This is a genomic window from Streptococcus huangxiaojuni, assembly GCF_040930515.1.
Lineage (GTDB): Bacteria > Bacillota > Bacilli > Lactobacillales > Streptococcaceae > Streptococcus > Streptococcus huangxiaojuni.
This window is the reverse complement of the sequence record NZ_JBFQEG010000009.1, coordinates 1-16,298: the sequence shown is the minus strand read 5'-3', so window position 1 is coordinate 16,298 and position 16,298 is coordinate 1. Positions and strand designations below refer to the sequence as shown.

Below are 16,298 nucleotides of genomic sequence, written 5' to 3'. Positions count from 1 at the left end.
GTTATGTCTTTGGAGTCTGAATTTTTCAAGAAAAAACGGGTCCTTATAAAAGAACTTCTGCCTTTTGGCTTTAAAAAAGAAGGTGACCTTTATAATTACCGAGAATTATTTATGGATGGGAATTTTGAAGCTCAGCTGTCTATTGGGGCTGACGGCCGGGTCAGCGGCCGCGTGATTGATACTGAGATAAATGATGATTATTTGGCCCTGCGTACTCAGCGGCAGGCAGGTTCTTTTGCCGGTCAGGTCCGGGCAGCCTATGCTGCCATTTTAGAAAAAATAGCCATCAGCTGTTTTGAAGACCGGCCTTTTGTAACTGAACAAGCTGACCGTTTGCTTCACTATATTGAAAAGACCTACGGTGATCAATACGATCATCCCTTTGCCAAATACCCTGATTTTGCAGCCTACCGCAATCCCATAAACCGAAAATGGTACGGTCTGATTATGACTGTCAGCCGCAGTAAGCTGGATTCGGGCGAAGAAAAGAGGAAGCAGGAAGAGACGGAGGATGAGGTTGAAATTATCAATCTAAAAGTAAAAAACGATGATTTAGCCCATTTGCTTACCTGTCCCGGGATTTATCCATCTTACCATATGAATAAAAAGTCTTGGGTCTCAGTCATTTTGGATGAAGATGTTTCCGATGAGCTGCTTTTTTCTTTAGTTGATAAAAGCAGAAAGCTAACGGAGAAGGGCAGTTTAGGCAGTGCCGATGGTCCTGATTTTTGGCTGATTCCAGCTAATCCCAAATATTATGACGTTGATGCTGAGCTTGCAGCTCATAAAATGATTCATTGGACACAAAAAGCGTCGATAAAAACAGATGACTATGTGGGTATTTACATCACAGCGCCTGTGCGTTCTCTTCGCTATCTCTGCCGAGTTTTAGAGGCTGATATCCCTAATGAAGCCTATCCTGACCGTTCTGAAACAAAGAGACTCATGCGAATTGAGCTGCTGACCCAGTTTCCGGACAGCCGGTTCTCCAGCTCTGTTTTAAAAGAATACGGTGTTACTAATATCCGCGGGGCACGGCGGATGACCAAAGAACTGGCTGCTGAGGTAAAAAAGGCTCTTAAGAACTAGAAGTATACTGCGGGTCTATAATTCTGATTGCAGGCTGGCTTAAGGTGAGAAGACAGGGTGTGAGCCTGTCTTAATCGCCTGTTAAGACTGATATTTTTTTTGAAAAACGGCGAAATAGGCTAAAAGACTTTTCTTTTGCCCGTCAGAAGTGTATAATAAGCCTATCTTTGTTTTTTCTAAAAAGCAAAAAGACGATTAGACCGTCGTTTTTATTAATTTGATTGATACCAATTAGTTACAGTAAAGAGAGAACACGGGCTAAGCTCTTTGCAAAAAAGACATAGTAAGTTTAGAATTGATTTCAAGTCAGCTAGCCGTAGCCGTCTGAAAGCTTTGTCGTCCTAGCGGCCGACCGCAGCTTTCTAGTCGTCTTGGCAGAGGTGCGTCTGCGAAATCAGAGATTTCGGACTTACCGTCATTTTCATACGGATTTTTAAACGGCCTTTGTATCTTGGTGGAATTGAACACGGCCTAAAATCCTAGTGAAAAAGATGGCTGTCATCGTGATGCCAGCATCACTTGCCATCCCCTATTTTCCTACGGATTTTTAAACGGCCTTTGTATCTTGGTGGAGGAGTGTATGAAGAAGAGTTTTATTCATCAGCAGGAAGAAATTTCTTTTGTAAAAAATACGTTTACACAATATTTGATTGATAAACTTGATGTTGTCGAAGTGCAGGGCCCTATTTTGAGCCGGGTTGGCGATGGGATGCAGGATAATTTGTCTGGTGTCGAAAATCCTGTTTCTGTCCATGTTTTGAAGATTCCCGATGCGACTTTTGAGGTGGTCCATTCACTGGCTAAATGGAAGCGTCATACTTTGGCGCGTTTTGGTTTTAATGAGGGGGAAGGGCTTGTTGTTAATATGAAGGCACTCCGCCCTGATGAGGAATCGCTGGATCCTATTCACTCTGTTTATGTGGATCAGTGGGATTGGGAAAAAGTGATTCCTGACGGCCGCAGAAATTTGGCTTATTTGAAAGAAACAGTTGAAACGATTTATAAGGTCATTCGCCTGACGGAATTAGCTGTTGAGGCGCGTTATGACATTGATTCCGTGCTGCCTAAAAAAATCACTTTTATTCACTCTGAAGAATTGGTTGAGCGCTATCCTGATTTGACACCTAAAGAGCGTGAAAATGAAATTACCAAAGAATATGGCGCGGTCTTTTTGATCGGTATCGGCGGTATCTTGGCCGATGGACAGCCCCATGACGGTCGTGCACCGGATTACGATGACTGGACCAGTGAGACGGAACATGGGTATAAGGGGCTAAATGGTGATATTTTAGTTTGGAATGAAGCGCTGGGATCGGCTTTTGAACTCTCGTCAATGGGAATTCGTGTTGACGAAGATGCCCTTAAACGTCAGGTCGTTATTACAGGTGATGAAGATCGTCTTGAACTGGATTGGCATAAAACACTTTTACGTGGCTTCTTCCCTTTGACGATAGGCGGGGGTATCGGCCAATCACGGATGGCTATGTTTTTACTGCGCAAAAAGCATATTGGCGAAGTGCAGACTTCTGTTTGGCCGCAGGAAGTCCGGGATACCTATGACAATATTTTATAATTGTTTTGGCTGAATTTGGCAGTCTTATAAATTAATCAGAGGCAGGGACAAAAGTCCTGCCTCCTTTCATTTTCCAGACATATGAGTTTTGGTTGGAAGTTCTTATCTCTTGTTAAACAAAGGATAAGACCTCCCTAATCAACTGTCCCACCCTCTTTTTCTTATATTTACCAAAAACAATTGTTTTTTGGTATAATAATAGCGTTATGAGAATTGTTGCTGGTGAGTTTGGCGGGCGTCCCTTAAAAACGCTTGAGGGGAAAACAACACGTCCCACTTCTGATAAGGTACGTGGGGCCGTTTTTAATATGATTGGCCCTTATTTTACAGGCGGCCGTGCCTTGGATCTTTTTGCCGGATCCGGCGGACTCGCTATTGAAGCAGTTTCCCGCGGGATAGCAGAAGCTGTTTTGGTAGAGAAAGACCGCAAGGCGCAGGCTGTTATAAATGCCAATATTAAGATGACTCAGAAAGCCAAACAGTTTCGGTTAATAAAAAAGACAGCCGCCCAGGCTGTTAAAGAACTTACTGGCTGTTTTGATCTGGTTTTTCTTGATCCGCCTTATGCCAAAGAAGAGATTGTGCAAAATATCACTGTTTTGGAGGCAGAGGGACGTTTGGCAGAAGGTGCTGTGCTCGTCTGTGAGACTGAAAAGACAGTGGCATTGCCTGAAACCATTGGAACAATTAGAATGTGGAAGCAAAAAAAATACGGAATCAGTAAGGTAACAGTATATGTCAAATAAAATAGGACTTTTTACCGGCTCCTTTGACCCTGTAACAAACGGGCATATGGCAATTATTAAAAGCGCAGGCCGGCTTTTCGATCAGCTTTATGTCGGTCTGTTCTACAATAAAAATAAGGAAGGTTTTTTTACAGCAGCTAAGCGCAGAGCCATGCTAGAAGAGGCTGTGGCTGGTCTCAGCAATGTCAAAGTGCTTGCAGCTCATGATTCTCTGGCAGTTGATATTGCCGGACAGATTGGTGTTACGCATCTGGTGCGGGGCTTAAGAAACGGCAGAGATTTGGAATATGAAAGCGAACTGGCCTTTTTTAACAGCCACTTGGCAGAGACTATTGACACTGTTTTTTTTCTGCCGCCTGCTGACCTGGCCCATATCAGTTCCAGCCGTATTCGTGAATTGATTCATTTTCATTCGGATGTATCGGATTTTGTTCCGGAAAGTGTTGTAAAAGAAGTGGAGAAACTAGGTGAAGATTTTACAAGTCTTTAGTTCAAATCTAAAAGCACTGAAACAGTGGGTCAGGCAGTTTAAATGGTGGCTGATCGGTGCTCTGGCAGCCTTTTTGCTGCTTTTTAGTCTTTTTGTGCCGCTTCCCTATTATTTAGAGATGCCGGGCGGTGCTTATGATATTCGTTCGGTTTTGACGGTTGATGACCGTAAAGATGATCAGGCGGGTTCCTATAATTTTGTGGCTGTCAGTATGAGTCAGGCCACTCTGGCCCAGCTGATTTACGGCTGGCTGACCCCCTTCACTGAAATTACCAGTATGCAGGAGACGACTGGGGGCTACAGCAATGATGATTATATCAGAATGAATCAGTTTTACATGGAAACCTCACAGAATAATGCTGTTTACCAGGCTCTAAGTTTGGCTGGTGAAGAAGTCAGTCTTGACTATATGGGGGTCTATGTCCTTAATGTCAATGAAAATTCCAGTTTTAAGGGGATTCTTCAGCTGGCTGATACAGTCACAGGCGTTAACAGCCGGACTTTTAGCAGTTCTGCCGACCTTATTGACTATGTCAGCGGTTTGGAATTGGGGGAACAGGTAACCGTTCAGTATACATCTGATGGCAAAGCTAAAGAGGCAGAAGGAAAAATCATCAGGCTGGAAAATGGGAAAAATGGTATCGGCATTGGTCTGGTCGATCATACAGAGGTTAATTCGGATAAGGATATTGTTTTTTCAACGGATGGTGTTGGAGGTCCCAGTGCTGGTTTAATGTTTACCTTAGATATTTATGACCAGCTGACTGAGGAGGATCTGCGGCAGGGACGTGTAATTGCCGGAACTGGAACCATTGAACAGGATGGCTCAGTCGGTGATATCGGCGGTGCTGCTTTGAAGGTTGTTGCAGCGGATAAGGCTGGAGCAGAAATCTTCTTTGTTCCTAATAACCCTGTAGATGAAGCTGCTTTAAAAGCCGACCCAGATGCTAAAACGAATTATGAAGAAGCTGCAGCAGCCGCTAAAGAGCTGGGCAGCAAGATGAAGATTGTTCCTGTGACCAATGTTCAGGAAGCTATCGATTATTTAAGAAAGCAGGATTAAACTAAAAAGGATGTCAGAAATCTTTCAATAGCTGACAGCCTTTTTTATCTGTTCCTTAAGTTTTTATTAAGCCTCACTGGTTAGATTAATGTTAAAAATAAATAAAGAGTAAAATCCAAATTGCTCTTTAGGAGGCAAGATGTCAAAACTGCAAAAACGGTTTATTATAGGATTTAACTTTGCTCTGCTGGCTGTTTTTTTAGATATCAGCATGCTGATTTTTTTAAGAACAGTGGACAGTCAGGGGGTTTTTCAGACCAGTGAACGCAAATGGCTGACTTTCTTCATGTGGCTTTTGTGCTATGCTTTTATTTGGATGTGTCAGGGGCTGATTTATCTGGGATTTCTGTATTTTAAGAATTTAAAAAATGGCAAGGAAATCAACTGACCCTAGGCAGACTGCAGGCCTGCTAAACAGCACCTTTTTCTATCTGTAAAACTGATTTCTTAACATTCGCTTCTGTCAGCGGAAGTGTTATAATAAAATTATGATAGAAAAGCTTAAAATTTTGCATATCAATGATTTGCATTCGCATTTTGAAGCCTTTCCCAAAATTAAGCGCTTTTTTGCTGAGAAATCTGACACTGGCAGCCAAGTGATTAAGCTTGATATTGGTGATAATGTTGACAGGAGCCATCCAATGACTGAGGTCAGTTCCGGCCAAAGCAATGTTGACTTGATGAATGAACTGGGCATTGATTTTGCAACAATCGGCAACAATGAAGGCATCGGTCTGGCTAAGGCTGAGTTGAACGAATTATATGATCAAGCGGCTTTTAAAGTTGTTTTGGGCAATTTGACAGATACAGAAGGCAGACGGCCTGCTTGGGCCGGTCCTTATGAGATTGTCACAACTGAGGCAGGGACTAAGATTGCTTTTTTGGCCTATACTTTTCCTTATTATTGGACTTATGCGCCTAATGGCTGGGAGGTGGCCGATCCGCTTGTCTGTCTTCAGAGAGACTTGGCACGGCCTGAAGTGGAATCTGCTGATTTTCGCATTTTACTGAGTCATTTAGGGATCCGTTTGGATGAAAAGATTGCCCGGTCGTCAGCGAAGATTGATTTGATTATTGGGGCACATACACACCATGTTTTTGAAGAAGGTGTCAGTTTAAATGGGACTTATCTGGCCGCTGCCGGCAGATATGGCGAATATGTCGGGGAAATTGATCTGACTTTTGCCAATCACAGGCTTTCTGATATAACTATTCTAGCGCATGAAACCCGCCACCTGCCAAGTTTAGTGGCAGACAAAAAATGGCTGGAGAACTATACTGAAACAGGGCGGGCTCATCTGCGACAGCAGAAACTGGCTGTTTTTGAGCATGATTTGAGTCTGTCTGAATCTGCTGATTTATTGATGGAGGCGATGAGAGCTTATGCCAAAAGTGATCTAGCCATTGTCAATACAGGTTTAATAGTTGAACCTTTTCCCCGTAATTTTACCAAGGATTCTCTGCATCATTCGCTTCCCCATCAGATGCGCCTGCTTAAATTTTATCTGACTGTACAGGAGCTGACAGTTATTTGCCGAGAAATGTTTGCCAAAGAGGACTTGCTGGCCGGTCAGGAAATTCGCGGGATGGGTTTTCGCGGCAAGCGGTTCGGCCATTTTATGACAAAAGGCTTTACTTACAAAAACGGGAAAATAGTGTATAATAAAGAGGCTGAAAAAAAAGATGGCCGGCTGACATTAGTTTTAGCAGACCAGTATTATTTCGCCACTTATTTTGAAAAATTAAAAGAACAAAGAGCAGAATTTCTTTTTCCTGATTTATTGCGTGAAGTGCTTGCACGTTACCTCATCAATAATAAAAACAGCAGGACTAAAAAAGAAGCCGGACTGTAAACGCAAAAACTGTTTTGACAGTCTTTGCGCTGATCCTGATAGCATAATGCCCTAAGAGGCTCCACAGAAAAAACTGTCAAGAGCTGTTCATTCTAGTCAGCCGTAGCCGTCTGAAGGCTTTGTCGTCTTAGGAGCCGCCCGCACCCTTCTAGTCGTCCTGGCAGAGGTGCGCCTACGAAATCAAAGATTTCTGGCTTACCGTCATTTTCATACGGATTTTTAAACGGGCTTTGTATCTTTTGGAAGGTAGTGTATGAGAAGAGAATTTTCTCCTGAAATGTATAACTATAATAAGTTTCCGGGACCGCAGTTTGTGGTGGCTGCTGATCGTGTTAAAAGCGGCTCTATCGAATTTCTACTCTTGGAAAATGAAAAAGAAGCTTTTGACCCTAAAGTATTCAGCCAGCGCTTTTCAGAAATTCTGCTTAAGTATGATTATATTGTTGGAGACTGGGGAAATGAACAGCTGCGTTTGAAAGGATTTTATAATGACAGCAGGCAGCTGAAAAAGAGCAGTACCATCTCCCGCTTGCCTGAATATATTAAAGAGTACTGTAACTTTGGCTGTGCTTACTTTATTCTTGAAAATCCCGAGCCAAAAGCAATAGTAGGGGAGCGGTCAGAGAAGAGGGAGCAAAGAGCAGCCGTAGGCTATGGCTATAGCGCTGATTCTGAAATATATGCGCCTTCCCCCAAGGCTAAAAGAAAGTCGGCTGCAAAGGGGACCTTTGATCAAAAGCACAGACGCGGCCGCAGACCGTCCAAACAGTTAAAAAAGGATCGGAAAATGCGGAAAGAGACGGTTAACCAGCATTTTGTTATCAGGAAAAAGGAAGGTTAGACTATGAAAGCATCAATTTACGGCTTAACACGAGCTCAACTGTCAGAATGGGTCAGCAAGCAGGGGGAGAAACCCTTCCGTGCCGAACAAATTTGGGACTGGCTTTATCGAAAACGTGTCCAATCTTTTGATGCTATGACCAATCTGCCGCAGCATTTTACCAATCTTCTGGCAGAACAGTTTTGTATTAATCCTTTGCAGCAGCGAATAGTCCAAGAGTCTGCTGACGGCACGGTCAAATATCTTTTTGAACTACCTGATGGTATGCTGATTGAAACGGTCATGATGCGTCAGCATTATGGTTTATCTGTCTGTGTCACGACACAGGTTGGCTGCAATATTGGCTGTACGTTTTGCGCCAGCGGTCTTATTAAAAAACAGCGTGATCTTACCAGCGGGGAGATTGCAGCGCAAGTCATGCTGGTTCAAAAATATTTTGATGAGAAAGGACAGAATGAAAGAGTCAGTCATGTTGTAGTAATGGGGATAGGTGAACCTTTTGACAATTATGACAATGTTCTTAATTTTTTGCGCGTTATCAATGATGACCGCGGTTTGGCAATAGGAGCCCGTCATATTACTGTTTCCACTTCAGGTCTGGCTCATAAAATTCGTGATTTTGCTAATGAAGGTGTTCAGGTTAACTTAGCTGTTTCTCTTCACGCTCCTAATAATGAACTGCGCTCCAGCATTATGCGAATCAACCGTTCCTTCCCTCTCGAAAAACTATTCGAAGCCATTGCCTACTATATCGATACCACTAACCGGCGAGTGACTTTTGAATACATTATGCTCAACCGTGTTAATGATTGGCCGGAAAATGCTCAGGAATTAGCTGATTTGACAAAGAAAATCCGAAAACTGTCTTATGTCAATCTGATTCCTTATAATGCTGTATCTGAACACGATCAGTACAGCAGAAGCCCTAAGGAACGTGTGGACGCATTTTATGATGTGCTTAAGAAAAACGGGGTTAACTGTGTTGTACGGCAGGAGCATGGTGCAGATATCGATGCGGCCTGCGGTCAGCTGCGCTCCAATACCATGAAGCGTGATCAAGCCCAGCTGACAAGAAAAGCATGAGTTATGAAATCTTTTTTTACCCAAAAAGCAGAACTTACTTCCTTGGGCAAGAAGGTGTGCTGGTGTTTTTCGCTCTTATACCTGATTTTTCTTATGCTTATCTGCTTTGCTCCGCAGCATGGCATAACAGGGATAGAGACACCGGGGATTCGGCATTTTGGCCGTTTAGTCTTTTTACTGCATCCCTTTAATTCCTTAATCCATTTTCATCAGCTGGCTGATTGGCAGGCTGTTATTTGGGTTTTGGGGCAGAACATTGTCAATATCTTTTTGCTTTTTCCCTTAATGTTTGCCGGTTTATTTCTGTTTCCCCGTTTGAGAAGACGCAAGCTTATCTTACTGCTGAGTTTTGCAGTCAGCCTAGCGATTGAATGCCTGCAGCTCCTTGCAGATTTGCTCTATGATGCCAATCGTGTTTTTGAACTGGATGATTTATGGACAAATACATTGGGCGGCTTACTGGCTTGGCAGGCTTACCGGTTTATATTGAAACGTTTTTTAGATAAAAATAAACAATCTCTTTCATGACATTTTTGCCTGAAAGGGATTTTCACGTAATTTCATACAGTTTTCTATACGGCCTTTGTATCTTGGTAAACTGAACACGCCCTAAGCTCTTTGCAAAAAAGAGACGCAGTCGTAGGAAGCGCAAGCTGACGTACGAATGTGGCTGCTCTTGTGAGTATAAAACTTCCTAGAAACTAGGGTTTCTTCGTCAGTTTTCCTATTTTTGCTGTGAGCTTTAAACGGGCTTTGTATCTTGTGAATTGAACACGGCCTAAGAGCTGTGCATTTTGTTGGAAGGGTATTATATGTCCATTATTAAAAATTTGTGGTGGTTTTTTAAATTGGAAAAGCGGCGCTACTTACTGGGGATTTCTGCCTTGAGTTTTGTCGCAGTCCTCAATCTTATTCCTCCGAGAATATTGGGGGATGTTATTGACGCTATTACGCAAAGAGACTTAACACGGGCAGAGCTGCTTTGGAATCTCTTGTGGCTGATTTTGGTGGCTCTGGCTATGTATTGGCTGCGTTATATTTGGCGCATGTACATTATAGGGACCTCTTACCGTCTGGGGCAGATTATTCGTTATCAGCTGTTTGAGCATTTTACCAAAATGTCCCCGTCTTTTTATCAAAAATATCGCACCGGAGACCTTATGGCTCATGCTACCAACGATATTAATTCGCTGACACGGTTGGCCGGAGGCGGCGTTATGTCAGCTGTAGATGCTTCTATCACTGCCTTAGTTACCTTGATTACTATGTTTTTTACCATCTCGTGGCAGATGACTTTGATTGCTGTGCTGCCGCTGCCTTTAATGGCTTTGGCTACCAGCCGTTTGGGACGTAAGACACACGAAAGTTTTAAACAGTCGCAGGCTGCCTTTTCTGAACTCAATAATCAAGTACAGGAAAGTGTCTCTGGAATAAAGGTCACCAAATCTTTTGGTTATCAAGAGCAAGAATTGGCAGCTTTTCAGCAGACCAATGAAATAACCTTTAAGAAAAATATGGTCACCATGAAATATGATGTCATGTTTGATCCCTTGGTCTTACTGTTTATCGGCAGTTCTTACGTTTTAACTTTACTTATGGGCTCTGTTTTGGTGTCGGCCAATCAAATTACTGTTGGTAATCTAGTCACTTTTATAACCTATCTGGATATGCTGGTCTGGCCTTTGATGGCTATCGGCTTTCTCTTTAACATGGTTCAGCGTGGCTCTGTGTCTTATGAGCGGATTAATGCTTTGCTGGAACAGGAGTCTGATATTAAAGATCCAATTGAGCCTTTGTCTGGGATTGAAAACGGTCCTTTAACTTACCACATTGACCATTTCCAGTATGAAAATGAGCCAACCTTGTCTGATATTCATTTTACTTTAGAAAAAGGGCAGACCTTGGGCCTGGTCGGGCAAACCGGATCCGGAAAGACAACCCTGATTAAACTGCTCCTGCGAGAATATGATGTCACACAGGGCAGTATCAGTCTCAACGGACACGATATTCGCCAGTACCGTCTGGCCGATTTACGCAGCCTGATTGGCTATGTTCCTCAAGACCAGTTTTTATTTGCTGACTCCATATTGGAAAACGTCCGTTTCGGAAATGCAGACTTAAGTTCTCAGGAAGTCGAAGAGGCGACACAGCTTTCTCAGGTTTACGATGATATAATGGCCATGCCTGAAGGCTTTGAGACAGTTATCGGCGAGAAAGGTGTTTCACTGTCAGGCGGGCAGAAGCAGCGGATTGCTATGAGTCGGGCAATGATTTTAAATCCGGAGATTCTGATTTTAGACGATTCTCTTTCAGCTGTTGATGCCAAGACTGAACATGCTATTATTGAAAATCTTAAACAAACACGTCAGAATAAATCAACGATTATCACAGCTCACCGCCTGTCGGCTGTTGTTCATGCCGATTTGATTCTGGTGATGCAGGACGGCCGTATTATTGAGCGCGGCAGGCACGATGACCTCGTTCAGGCCGGCGGCTGGTACGCGTCCACTTATGCGGCTCAGCAATTAGAAGGAGAGGAGGACTGAAAACTATGAATAACAGTAACCAGTGGCGCGTCTTTAAGCGCTTGATGTCCTACCTCAGACCTTATAAACTGCTGACGGCAGCCGCATTAACATTACTTTTGCTGACAACGGTAGTGCGCAGTTTGATTCCTTTGCTTGCCTCCTATTTTATTGACCACTTTTTGACTGATTTTAACCAAACAGCGGTTATGATGCTGATCGGTTATTATCTCATGTATGTCCTGCAGACCATCATCCAGTATTTGGGTAATTTCTTTTTTGCGCGTGTGTCTTATAGTATTGTTCGTGATATTCGCTATGATGCCTTTGCCAATATGGAAAAATTGGGCATGTCTTACTTTGATCGGACACCGGCTGGGTCAATCGTGTCACGTCTGACCAATGATACCGAAAGTATCAGTGAAATGTTTTCAGGCATCTTATCCAGTTTTATATCTGCTATTTTTATTTTTACAGTTACTCTTTATACAATGCTGATGCTGGATGCTAGACTGACAGGTCTAGTTGCTGTTTTTCTGCCTTTGATTTTTATTTTGGTTAACCTCTACCGTAAAAAATCTGTTAAGGTGATTGAAAAGACACGGAGCCTGCTAAGTGACATCAATACAAAACTGTCTGAAAGTATTGAAGGAATTCAGATTATTCAAGCTTTTAGCCAAGAAGACCGACTTAAAGATGAATTTGAAGCCATAAATGAAGAGCATGTTCTCTATGCCAACCGTTCTATGGCTTTGGACAGTCTCTTTTTACGTCCGGCCATGTCGCTTCTAAAACTTTTGGCCTACGCAGTTTTAATGGCTTATTTTGGCTTTCAAGGGATTGGGGCAGGCATCACAGCTGGACTGATGTATGCTTTTATTCAGTATATCAACCGCTTGTTTGATCCTCTGATTGAAGTGACGCAGAACTTTTCGACCTTGCAGACTTCCATGGTTTCTGCCGGCCGTGTTTTTGATCTTATTGATGAAGCCGGATATGAGCCGCTTCAGGCAGACAGTCAGGCAGAAATTGAAGAAGGCAATATTGAATTTAAAGATGTCAGCTTTTCTTATGACGGAAAAAACCGGACCTTAAATCATATTTCCTTCAAGGTTCAAAAGGGTCAGACCATTGCCTTTGTCGGACCGACAGGTTCCGGGAAGTCCTCTATTATCAATGTCTTCATGCGGTTTTATGAATTTCAGTCCGGACAGGTTCTGCTGGATGGCAGAGACATCCGGGCATATAGCCAAAAAGAACTGCGCAGCAAAATTGGTCTGGTGCTGCAGGATCCCTTCCTTTATCATGGCACCATTAAATCCAACATCAAAATGTATCAGGATATTTCCGATGCCGATGTAGAAGCTGCAGCGGAATTTGTAGATGCAGCGCCTTTTATTCAAAAACTTCCGCAGCAGTACGACACACCGGTCAGTGAACGCGGCTCCAGTTTTTCAACCGGACAGCGTCAGCTTTTGGCTTTTGCCAGAACAGTAGCCAGTCAGCCTAAAGTTTTAATCATGGATGAAGCAACAGCTAATATTGACTCAGAAACTGAGCAGATTGTTCAGCATTCACTCGAAAAGCTGCGCCGAGGACGGACGACCATTGCCATTGCCCATCGTTTATCCACCATTCAGGATGCAGACTGTATTTATGTCCTCGATAAAGGACAGATTATCGAATCAGGAACTCATGAAGAGCTGTTAGCTCAAGGAGGGACCTATCAGAAGATGTATCGGCTGCAGGCCGGCATGATGGATGCAGCAGGCTAAAAATGGCATAGCGTTTTCATTGCCGCCCCTTATCCAGTCCAGTGCTACAATGATTTTGCGTGAATTGACAACCAATGTTGTCAAACATGCCAAACGAGCTCAGAACTGTCATATTAAACTAAAAACACATCAGGACAGAATTGTGATTGAAGTGAGCGATGATGGCTGTGGTTTCAAGCAGTTAACAGGACAGGAACTTCAGTCTATCAAAGAACGTCTGCAGTTAGTAAGTGGTAAAGCTGAGATTGTCTCACGCCACAGTCCGACAGTTATCAGAGTCAGCTTAGCAGAATCAGATTCGAAGCTATAAACCTATACGGCAAAGTGTCTAGTGAATGCTTTATCTAGAGTAGAGTTTTGTTTAGCCTGAACAGCTGTATAAGAATTTTTGACTGAGTTATAGTTAGAGAGGAAACTTATGGAAAAAGAGCAGCAAAAGTTTTATGGGGAAGCAGCGCAAAGCATTGCCCCTTATGGTTTCTTAATGGCCTTTTTTACACTGATTTATTCTTTGTTTTTTGGTAAGGCTTGGGGGTTGATTGGGTGGCTTATATTTGCTTTAGCAGCTGCCTGCAGTGTTTATATTGCTTGCATGAGTTTGAGAAATATAAAGCATGCCAACCGTTTTGAGGTTTATGAAAGTCTGGAAGGCCAGAGGATTAAAAAGCAGATGGGGCTCTTAAGTGCTGTGACTTATACTGGTGTTTGGATATCTGGTTTGATCTTAGCATATTTTGGCCTGAACTCATTTATTTTTCCAACAGTAACACTGATAATCGGTTTGCACTTTATTCCGCAGGCGAAAATTATGAACAGAACTGTTGATTATTTTGTAGCACCTTTCCCGATTCTATCAGCTTTATCAGCAATCTATCTCGCCTTTGTGTCTGATATGCGCTGGTATGTGTTATGGTCTGTGGCTGGTATCGGCGGCGCTTGTGCGACATTGATTTATGGCTTTTATCTATTATCAGTTTACAGAAAAACAGCTGAAAAATTTGGTATTCCCTATAAGCAGAGGGAAGCGTTCAAGGATTGCCTAAAAGAGAGGAGACGCTGAAATGAATTTATTAGTTGCGGAGGATCAGTCTATGCTGCGGGATGCTCTCTGTCAGCTGCTGCTTATGGAAGACGATGTTGACAGTGTTTTTCAGGCGGCGGATGGATTAGAAGCAATCGCTGTTTTGCAGGAAGAAACCGTGGATGCTGCGATTTTGGATATAGAGATGCCCAAAAAGAGCGGTTTAGATGTTTTAGAATGGGCGCGTGCCAATAGTGATACGAAGATTATTATTGTCACAACCTTTAAGCGAATCGGCTATTTTCAGCGGGCTGTCAAGGCTGGAGTTGATGCTTATGTTCTCAAAGACCGTTCGATTTCTCAGCTGATGAAGACTATTCACACTGTCTTAGATGGAGATAAAGAATACTCTCCGGAATTGATTGAAAATATTATATCAGATGATAACCCGCTCAGTGTTCAGGAACAAAAGATTCTGAGGCTGATTGCCAAAGGGAAAACCAGCAGGGAGATTTCTCTGGCGCTCTACCTTTCAGATGGGACGGTACGCAACTACACATCCAATATTTTCAATAAACTGGGGGCAGGCAACCGATTTGAAGCTCTCAAAATTGCTCAGGAAAAAGAGTGGATATAGATAAAAGGTGCCCATTTCTTATACGACTCTGGTTTTTAGTAAATTTTTCTTAAAAAAATTTGATTGGCTTAGATTTCTTTGTCTTATTGGCTTTACATATCCTGCCAAGAGGTATTATAATAAGGACTATGAAGCAAAATGAGACGCATTACAAATTAGAATTGCCCTTGGAAATTGCAGAACAGCTGCAGCTTGATGATAAAGAAGAAGTGAAGGCTGAATGGGATTCCAAGGAATTGTTTATCAAAAAACAGTCTGTAAAACGTCAGCCGCTCCTGCCTAACTGGGTTTTAATCGTCTTTAGTATTCTGGCTGTGCTGATTTTTTTAATCTTAACTGCCCTATTAGGACTAGAACAAGTCCCCTTGAATGGTGAATTTTCTATCTCCAGTTTTTTGCTTGTGGGAGGCGGTTTTTTAGCGACTGGTTTTTTTACGGTTAATTTTATTGCCAATCGCAAAACCTTTCTGGCCGGTCTTAAAAGCCGGATTTTTTGGCGAATGCTGCCAGTTGTTATTCTTGCCTTTTCCACTATTTTATTTGTTGTCCTCTTAGGTTTTTCCTGGCTGCTGGCCCAGCTCTTTAGAGGTGCCTCCTTTGACCAGCTGACCTCTGCTTTCATCTTAGGAATTATGGTCTATACAGTCACTCTTTTATGGTCTCAGCTGGCTGAGCAAATCAGAGCGACTTGGCTGACTACAGTATTTACAATCATCATGATGACAGGTGTTTTATTATCTATGGCTACTAACAGTTCCAGGCATTGGTGGCAGGTTAATCTAAGTTTTCTGGGAACAAAAGCCGCTCAAAACGGTTGGCAGTTTAATATGACTTTGATGCTGTCTGCTCTTGTTTTGGTTGCTTTAGTTGATTACCTTTTTGTTGCTCTCGGCCATCATTACGGCAAAGACTGGAAAATGACAGCACTGCGGCTTTTACTGACGCTTTTAGCGATTGATTTAGGCGCTGTCGGCTATTTTCCTAATGATGGAGACTGGCATTATCTGCATACACGATTTGCCGGTTATTTGATTTATATTGTCATTCTTTTGATTATCAGCGTTCCTTGGCTGGTACCGCAGGTAACGCGCGATTTTACTACCACTTCTTACCTTATTGGTACAGTTTTAGTTGCTTTAGAAGTAGCCTTTCAGCTTATTGGCTATTTATCTTTGACTGCATTTGAAATATCGGCCTTCTTGCTGGCGTTTAACTGGCTCTTGCTGCTGTTTAACCATCTTGAAAAGCTTATTCTGCCGGAACGGCAGGAGCTGTTTCTGAAGCTGACAGCAGAATAAGCAGCTGGAAGAGGACAGATGCCTTTTTATCAAAAAATATCCGCTTTTTGCAAACCTAGCCAATTGTTGAAGGAGAAAGAGTAAAGGCTTTTATTGTTAAAGCCTCAAAAGGGCTATCAGCGCTATCATCAGGCCTATGACATTTAAAGAAAATTAATAAGAAAGGCCAGGACTCTTTGAACAGCTCCCTGTCAAGTGGACAGTCAAATAATAAAAATAGTTAAGCAACCTGATTCCTAAATTCCAAAGGAGTCAGGTTGTTTAGTTTGGCTTGATAGCGTTGAGTATTGTAAAAATGGATATA

At 42.6% G+C, this 16,298-nt stretch carries 17 protein-coding genes; 16 read left to right on the top strand and 1 reads right to left on the bottom strand.

Annotated elements, in window-relative coordinates; translation table 11 throughout:
- The first annotated feature begins 3 nt into the window (after positions 1-3).
- The 16 genes from AB3329_RS06430 to AB3329_RS06355 all read left to right on the top strand — a co-directional run bounded on the left by AB3329_RS06430 (position 4) and on the right by AB3329_RS06355 (position 15,994).
- A complete protein-coding gene (locus AB3329_RS06430; protein WP_368394958.1) occupies positions 4-1,089 on the top strand; it encodes an MmcQ/YjbR family DNA-binding protein in 1,086 nt (361 codons plus the stop codon).
- A gap of 580 nt (positions 1,090-1,669) precedes the next feature.
- Positions 1,670-2,662, top strand: coding sequence for an aspartate--ammonia ligase (asnA, locus tag AB3329_RS06425; RefSeq protein WP_368394957.1), 993 nt, complete (start codon positions 1,670-1,672; stop codon positions 2,660-2,662).
- A 206-nt stretch (positions 2,663-2,868) separates the two neighbouring features.
- Positions 2,869-3,408, top strand: a complete 540-nt coding sequence (rsmD, locus tag AB3329_RS06420) for a 16S rRNA (guanine(966)-N(2))-methyltransferase RsmD (RefSeq protein WP_368394956.1) — start codon at positions 2,869-2,871, stop codon at positions 3,406-3,408.
- Positions 3,398-3,898, top strand: coding sequence for a pantetheine-phosphate adenylyltransferase (gene coaD / locus AB3329_RS06415; protein ID WP_368394955.1), 501 nt, complete (start codon positions 3,398-3,400; stop codon positions 3,896-3,898). Before rsmD ends, coaD begins: the two co-directional genes overlap by 11 nt.
- The gene (locus AB3329_RS06410) at positions 3,876-4,961 is read left to right on the top strand and encodes a SepM family pheromone-processing serine protease (protein ID WP_368394954.1); all 1,086 of its coding nucleotides are present in this window, start codon (positions 3,876-3,878) and stop codon (positions 4,959-4,961) included. The genes coaD and AB3329_RS06410 overlap by 23 nt, the downstream gene beginning before the upstream one ends.
- A gap of 139 nt (positions 4,962-5,100) precedes the next feature.
- Positions 5,101-5,349: a DUF3923 family protein gene (locus tag AB3329_RS06405; RefSeq protein WP_368394952.1), complete on the top strand. Its 249-nt coding sequence runs from the start codon at positions 5,101-5,103 to the stop codon at positions 5,347-5,349.
- Between the two features lie 100 nt (positions 5,350-5,449).
- Positions 5,450-6,814, top strand: coding sequence for a bifunctional metallophosphatase/5'-nucleotidase (locus AB3329_RS06400; protein ID WP_368394951.1), 1,365 nt, complete (start codon positions 5,450-5,452; stop codon positions 6,812-6,814).
- Positions 6,815-7,067: 253 nt separating this feature from the next.
- Positions 7,068-7,655 carry a YutD family protein gene (locus AB3329_RS06395; protein WP_368394950.1) on the top strand — a complete coding sequence of 196 codons (588 nt, stop codon included), beginning with the start codon at positions 7,068-7,070 and terminating at the stop codon, positions 7,653-7,655.
- Positions 7,656-7,658: 3 nt separating this feature from the next.
- Entirely contained in the window at positions 7,659-8,738 is a 1,080-nt protein-coding gene (gene rlmN / locus AB3329_RS06390) for a dual-specificity RNA methyltransferase RlmN (RefSeq protein ID WP_368394949.1), read from the top strand.
- 3 nt (positions 8,739-8,741) lie between these two features.
- Positions 8,742-9,266: a VanZ family protein gene (locus tag AB3329_RS06385; protein ID WP_368394948.1), complete on the top strand. Its 525-nt coding sequence runs from the start codon at positions 8,742-8,744 to the stop codon at positions 9,264-9,266.
- Between the two features lie 284 nt (positions 9,267-9,550).
- Positions 9,551-11,284, top strand: coding sequence for an ABC transporter ATP-binding protein (locus AB3329_RS06380; RefSeq protein WP_368394947.1), 1,734 nt, complete (start codon positions 9,551-9,553; stop codon positions 11,282-11,284).
- A gap of 5 nt (positions 11,285-11,289) precedes the next feature.
- The gene (locus AB3329_RS06375) at positions 11,290-13,038 is read left to right on the top strand and encodes an ABC transporter ATP-binding protein (RefSeq protein WP_368394946.1); all 1,749 of its coding nucleotides are present in this window, start codon (positions 11,290-11,292) and stop codon (positions 13,036-13,038) included.
- Positions 13,025-13,348 (top strand): sensor histidine kinase, encoded by a 324-nt coding sequence (locus tag AB3329_RS06370; protein ID WP_368394945.1) that lies wholly within the window; start codon positions 13,025-13,027, stop codon positions 13,346-13,348. The genes AB3329_RS06375 and AB3329_RS06370 overlap by 14 nt, the downstream gene beginning before the upstream one ends.
- A 108-nt stretch (positions 13,349-13,456) precedes the next feature.
- Positions 13,457-14,098 carry a hypothetical protein gene (locus AB3329_RS06365; protein ID WP_368394944.1) on the top strand — a complete coding sequence of 214 codons (642 nt, stop codon included), beginning with the start codon at positions 13,457-13,459 and terminating at the stop codon, positions 14,096-14,098.
- Position 14,099: 1 nt separating this feature from the next.
- On the top strand, positions 14,100-14,696 hold the full coding sequence (locus tag AB3329_RS06360) for a response regulator transcription factor (protein WP_368394943.1): 597 nt from the start codon (positions 14,100-14,102) through the stop codon (positions 14,694-14,696).
- A gap of 128 nt (positions 14,697-14,824) precedes the next feature.
- Complete coding sequence (locus tag AB3329_RS06355) at positions 14,825-15,994, top strand: permease (RefSeq protein ID WP_368394942.1); 1,170 nt, start codon at positions 14,825-14,827, stop codon at positions 15,992-15,994.
- A gap of 220 nt (positions 15,995-16,214) precedes the next feature.
- Here the strand turns inward: AB3329_RS06355 and AB3329_RS06350 are convergent, their stop codons facing one another.
- Positions 16,215-16,295 carry an IS3 family transposase gene (locus AB3329_RS06350; RefSeq protein WP_368395019.1) on the bottom strand — a complete coding sequence of 27 codons (81 nt, stop codon included), beginning with the start codon at positions 16,293-16,295 and terminating at the stop codon, positions 16,215-16,217.
- Positions 16,296-16,298 lie beyond the last annotated feature (3 nt).

What these genes read in the sequence shown, in the direction of transcription:
- AB3329_RS06430 (WP_368394958.1), top strand. Translation starts at nt 4, where the DNA reads ATGTCTTTGGAGTCTGAATTTTTCAAGAAAAAACGGGTCCTTATAAAA.
- asnA (WP_368394957.1), top strand. Translation starts at nt 1,670, where the DNA reads ATGAAGAAGAGTTTTATTCATCAGCAGGAAGAAATTTCTTTTGTAAAA.
- rsmD (WP_368394956.1), top strand. Translation starts at nt 2,869, where the DNA reads ATGAGAATTGTTGCTGGTGAGTTTGGCGGGCGTCCCTTAAAAACGCTT.
- coaD (WP_368394955.1), top strand. Translation starts at nt 3,398, where the DNA reads ATGTCAAATAAAATAGGACTTTTTACCGGCTCCTTTGACCCTGTAACA.
- AB3329_RS06405 (WP_368394952.1), top strand. Translation starts at nt 5,101, where the DNA reads ATGTCAAAACTGCAAAAACGGTTTATTATAGGATTTAACTTTGCTCTG.
- AB3329_RS06400 (WP_368394951.1), top strand. Translation starts at nt 5,450, where the DNA reads ATGATAGAAAAGCTTAAAATTTTGCATATCAATGATTTGCATTCGCAT.
- AB3329_RS06395 (WP_368394950.1), top strand. Translation starts at nt 7,068, where the DNA reads ATGAGAAGAGAATTTTCTCCTGAAATGTATAACTATAATAAGTTTCCG.
- rlmN (WP_368394949.1), top strand. Translation starts at nt 7,659, where the DNA reads ATGAAAGCATCAATTTACGGCTTAACACGAGCTCAACTGTCAGAATGG.
- AB3329_RS06385 (WP_368394948.1), top strand. Translation starts at nt 8,742, where the DNA reads ATGAAATCTTTTTTTACCCAAAAAGCAGAACTTACTTCCTTGGGCAAG.
- AB3329_RS06380 (WP_368394947.1), top strand. Translation starts at nt 9,551, where the DNA reads ATGTCCATTATTAAAAATTTGTGGTGGTTTTTTAAATTGGAAAAGCGG.
- AB3329_RS06375 (WP_368394946.1), top strand. Translation starts at nt 11,290, where the DNA reads ATGAATAACAGTAACCAGTGGCGCGTCTTTAAGCGCTTGATGTCCTAC.
- AB3329_RS06370 (WP_368394945.1), top strand. Translation starts at nt 13,025, where the DNA reads ATGCAGCAGGCTAAAAATGGCATAGCGTTTTCATTGCCGCCCCTTATC.
- AB3329_RS06365 (WP_368394944.1), top strand. Translation starts at nt 13,457, where the DNA reads ATGGAAAAAGAGCAGCAAAAGTTTTATGGGGAAGCAGCGCAAAGCATT.
- AB3329_RS06360 (WP_368394943.1), top strand. Translation starts at nt 14,100, where the DNA reads ATGAATTTATTAGTTGCGGAGGATCAGTCTATGCTGCGGGATGCTCTC.
- AB3329_RS06355 (WP_368394942.1), top strand. Translation starts at nt 14,825, where the DNA reads ATGAAGCAAAATGAGACGCATTACAAATTAGAATTGCCCTTGGAAATT.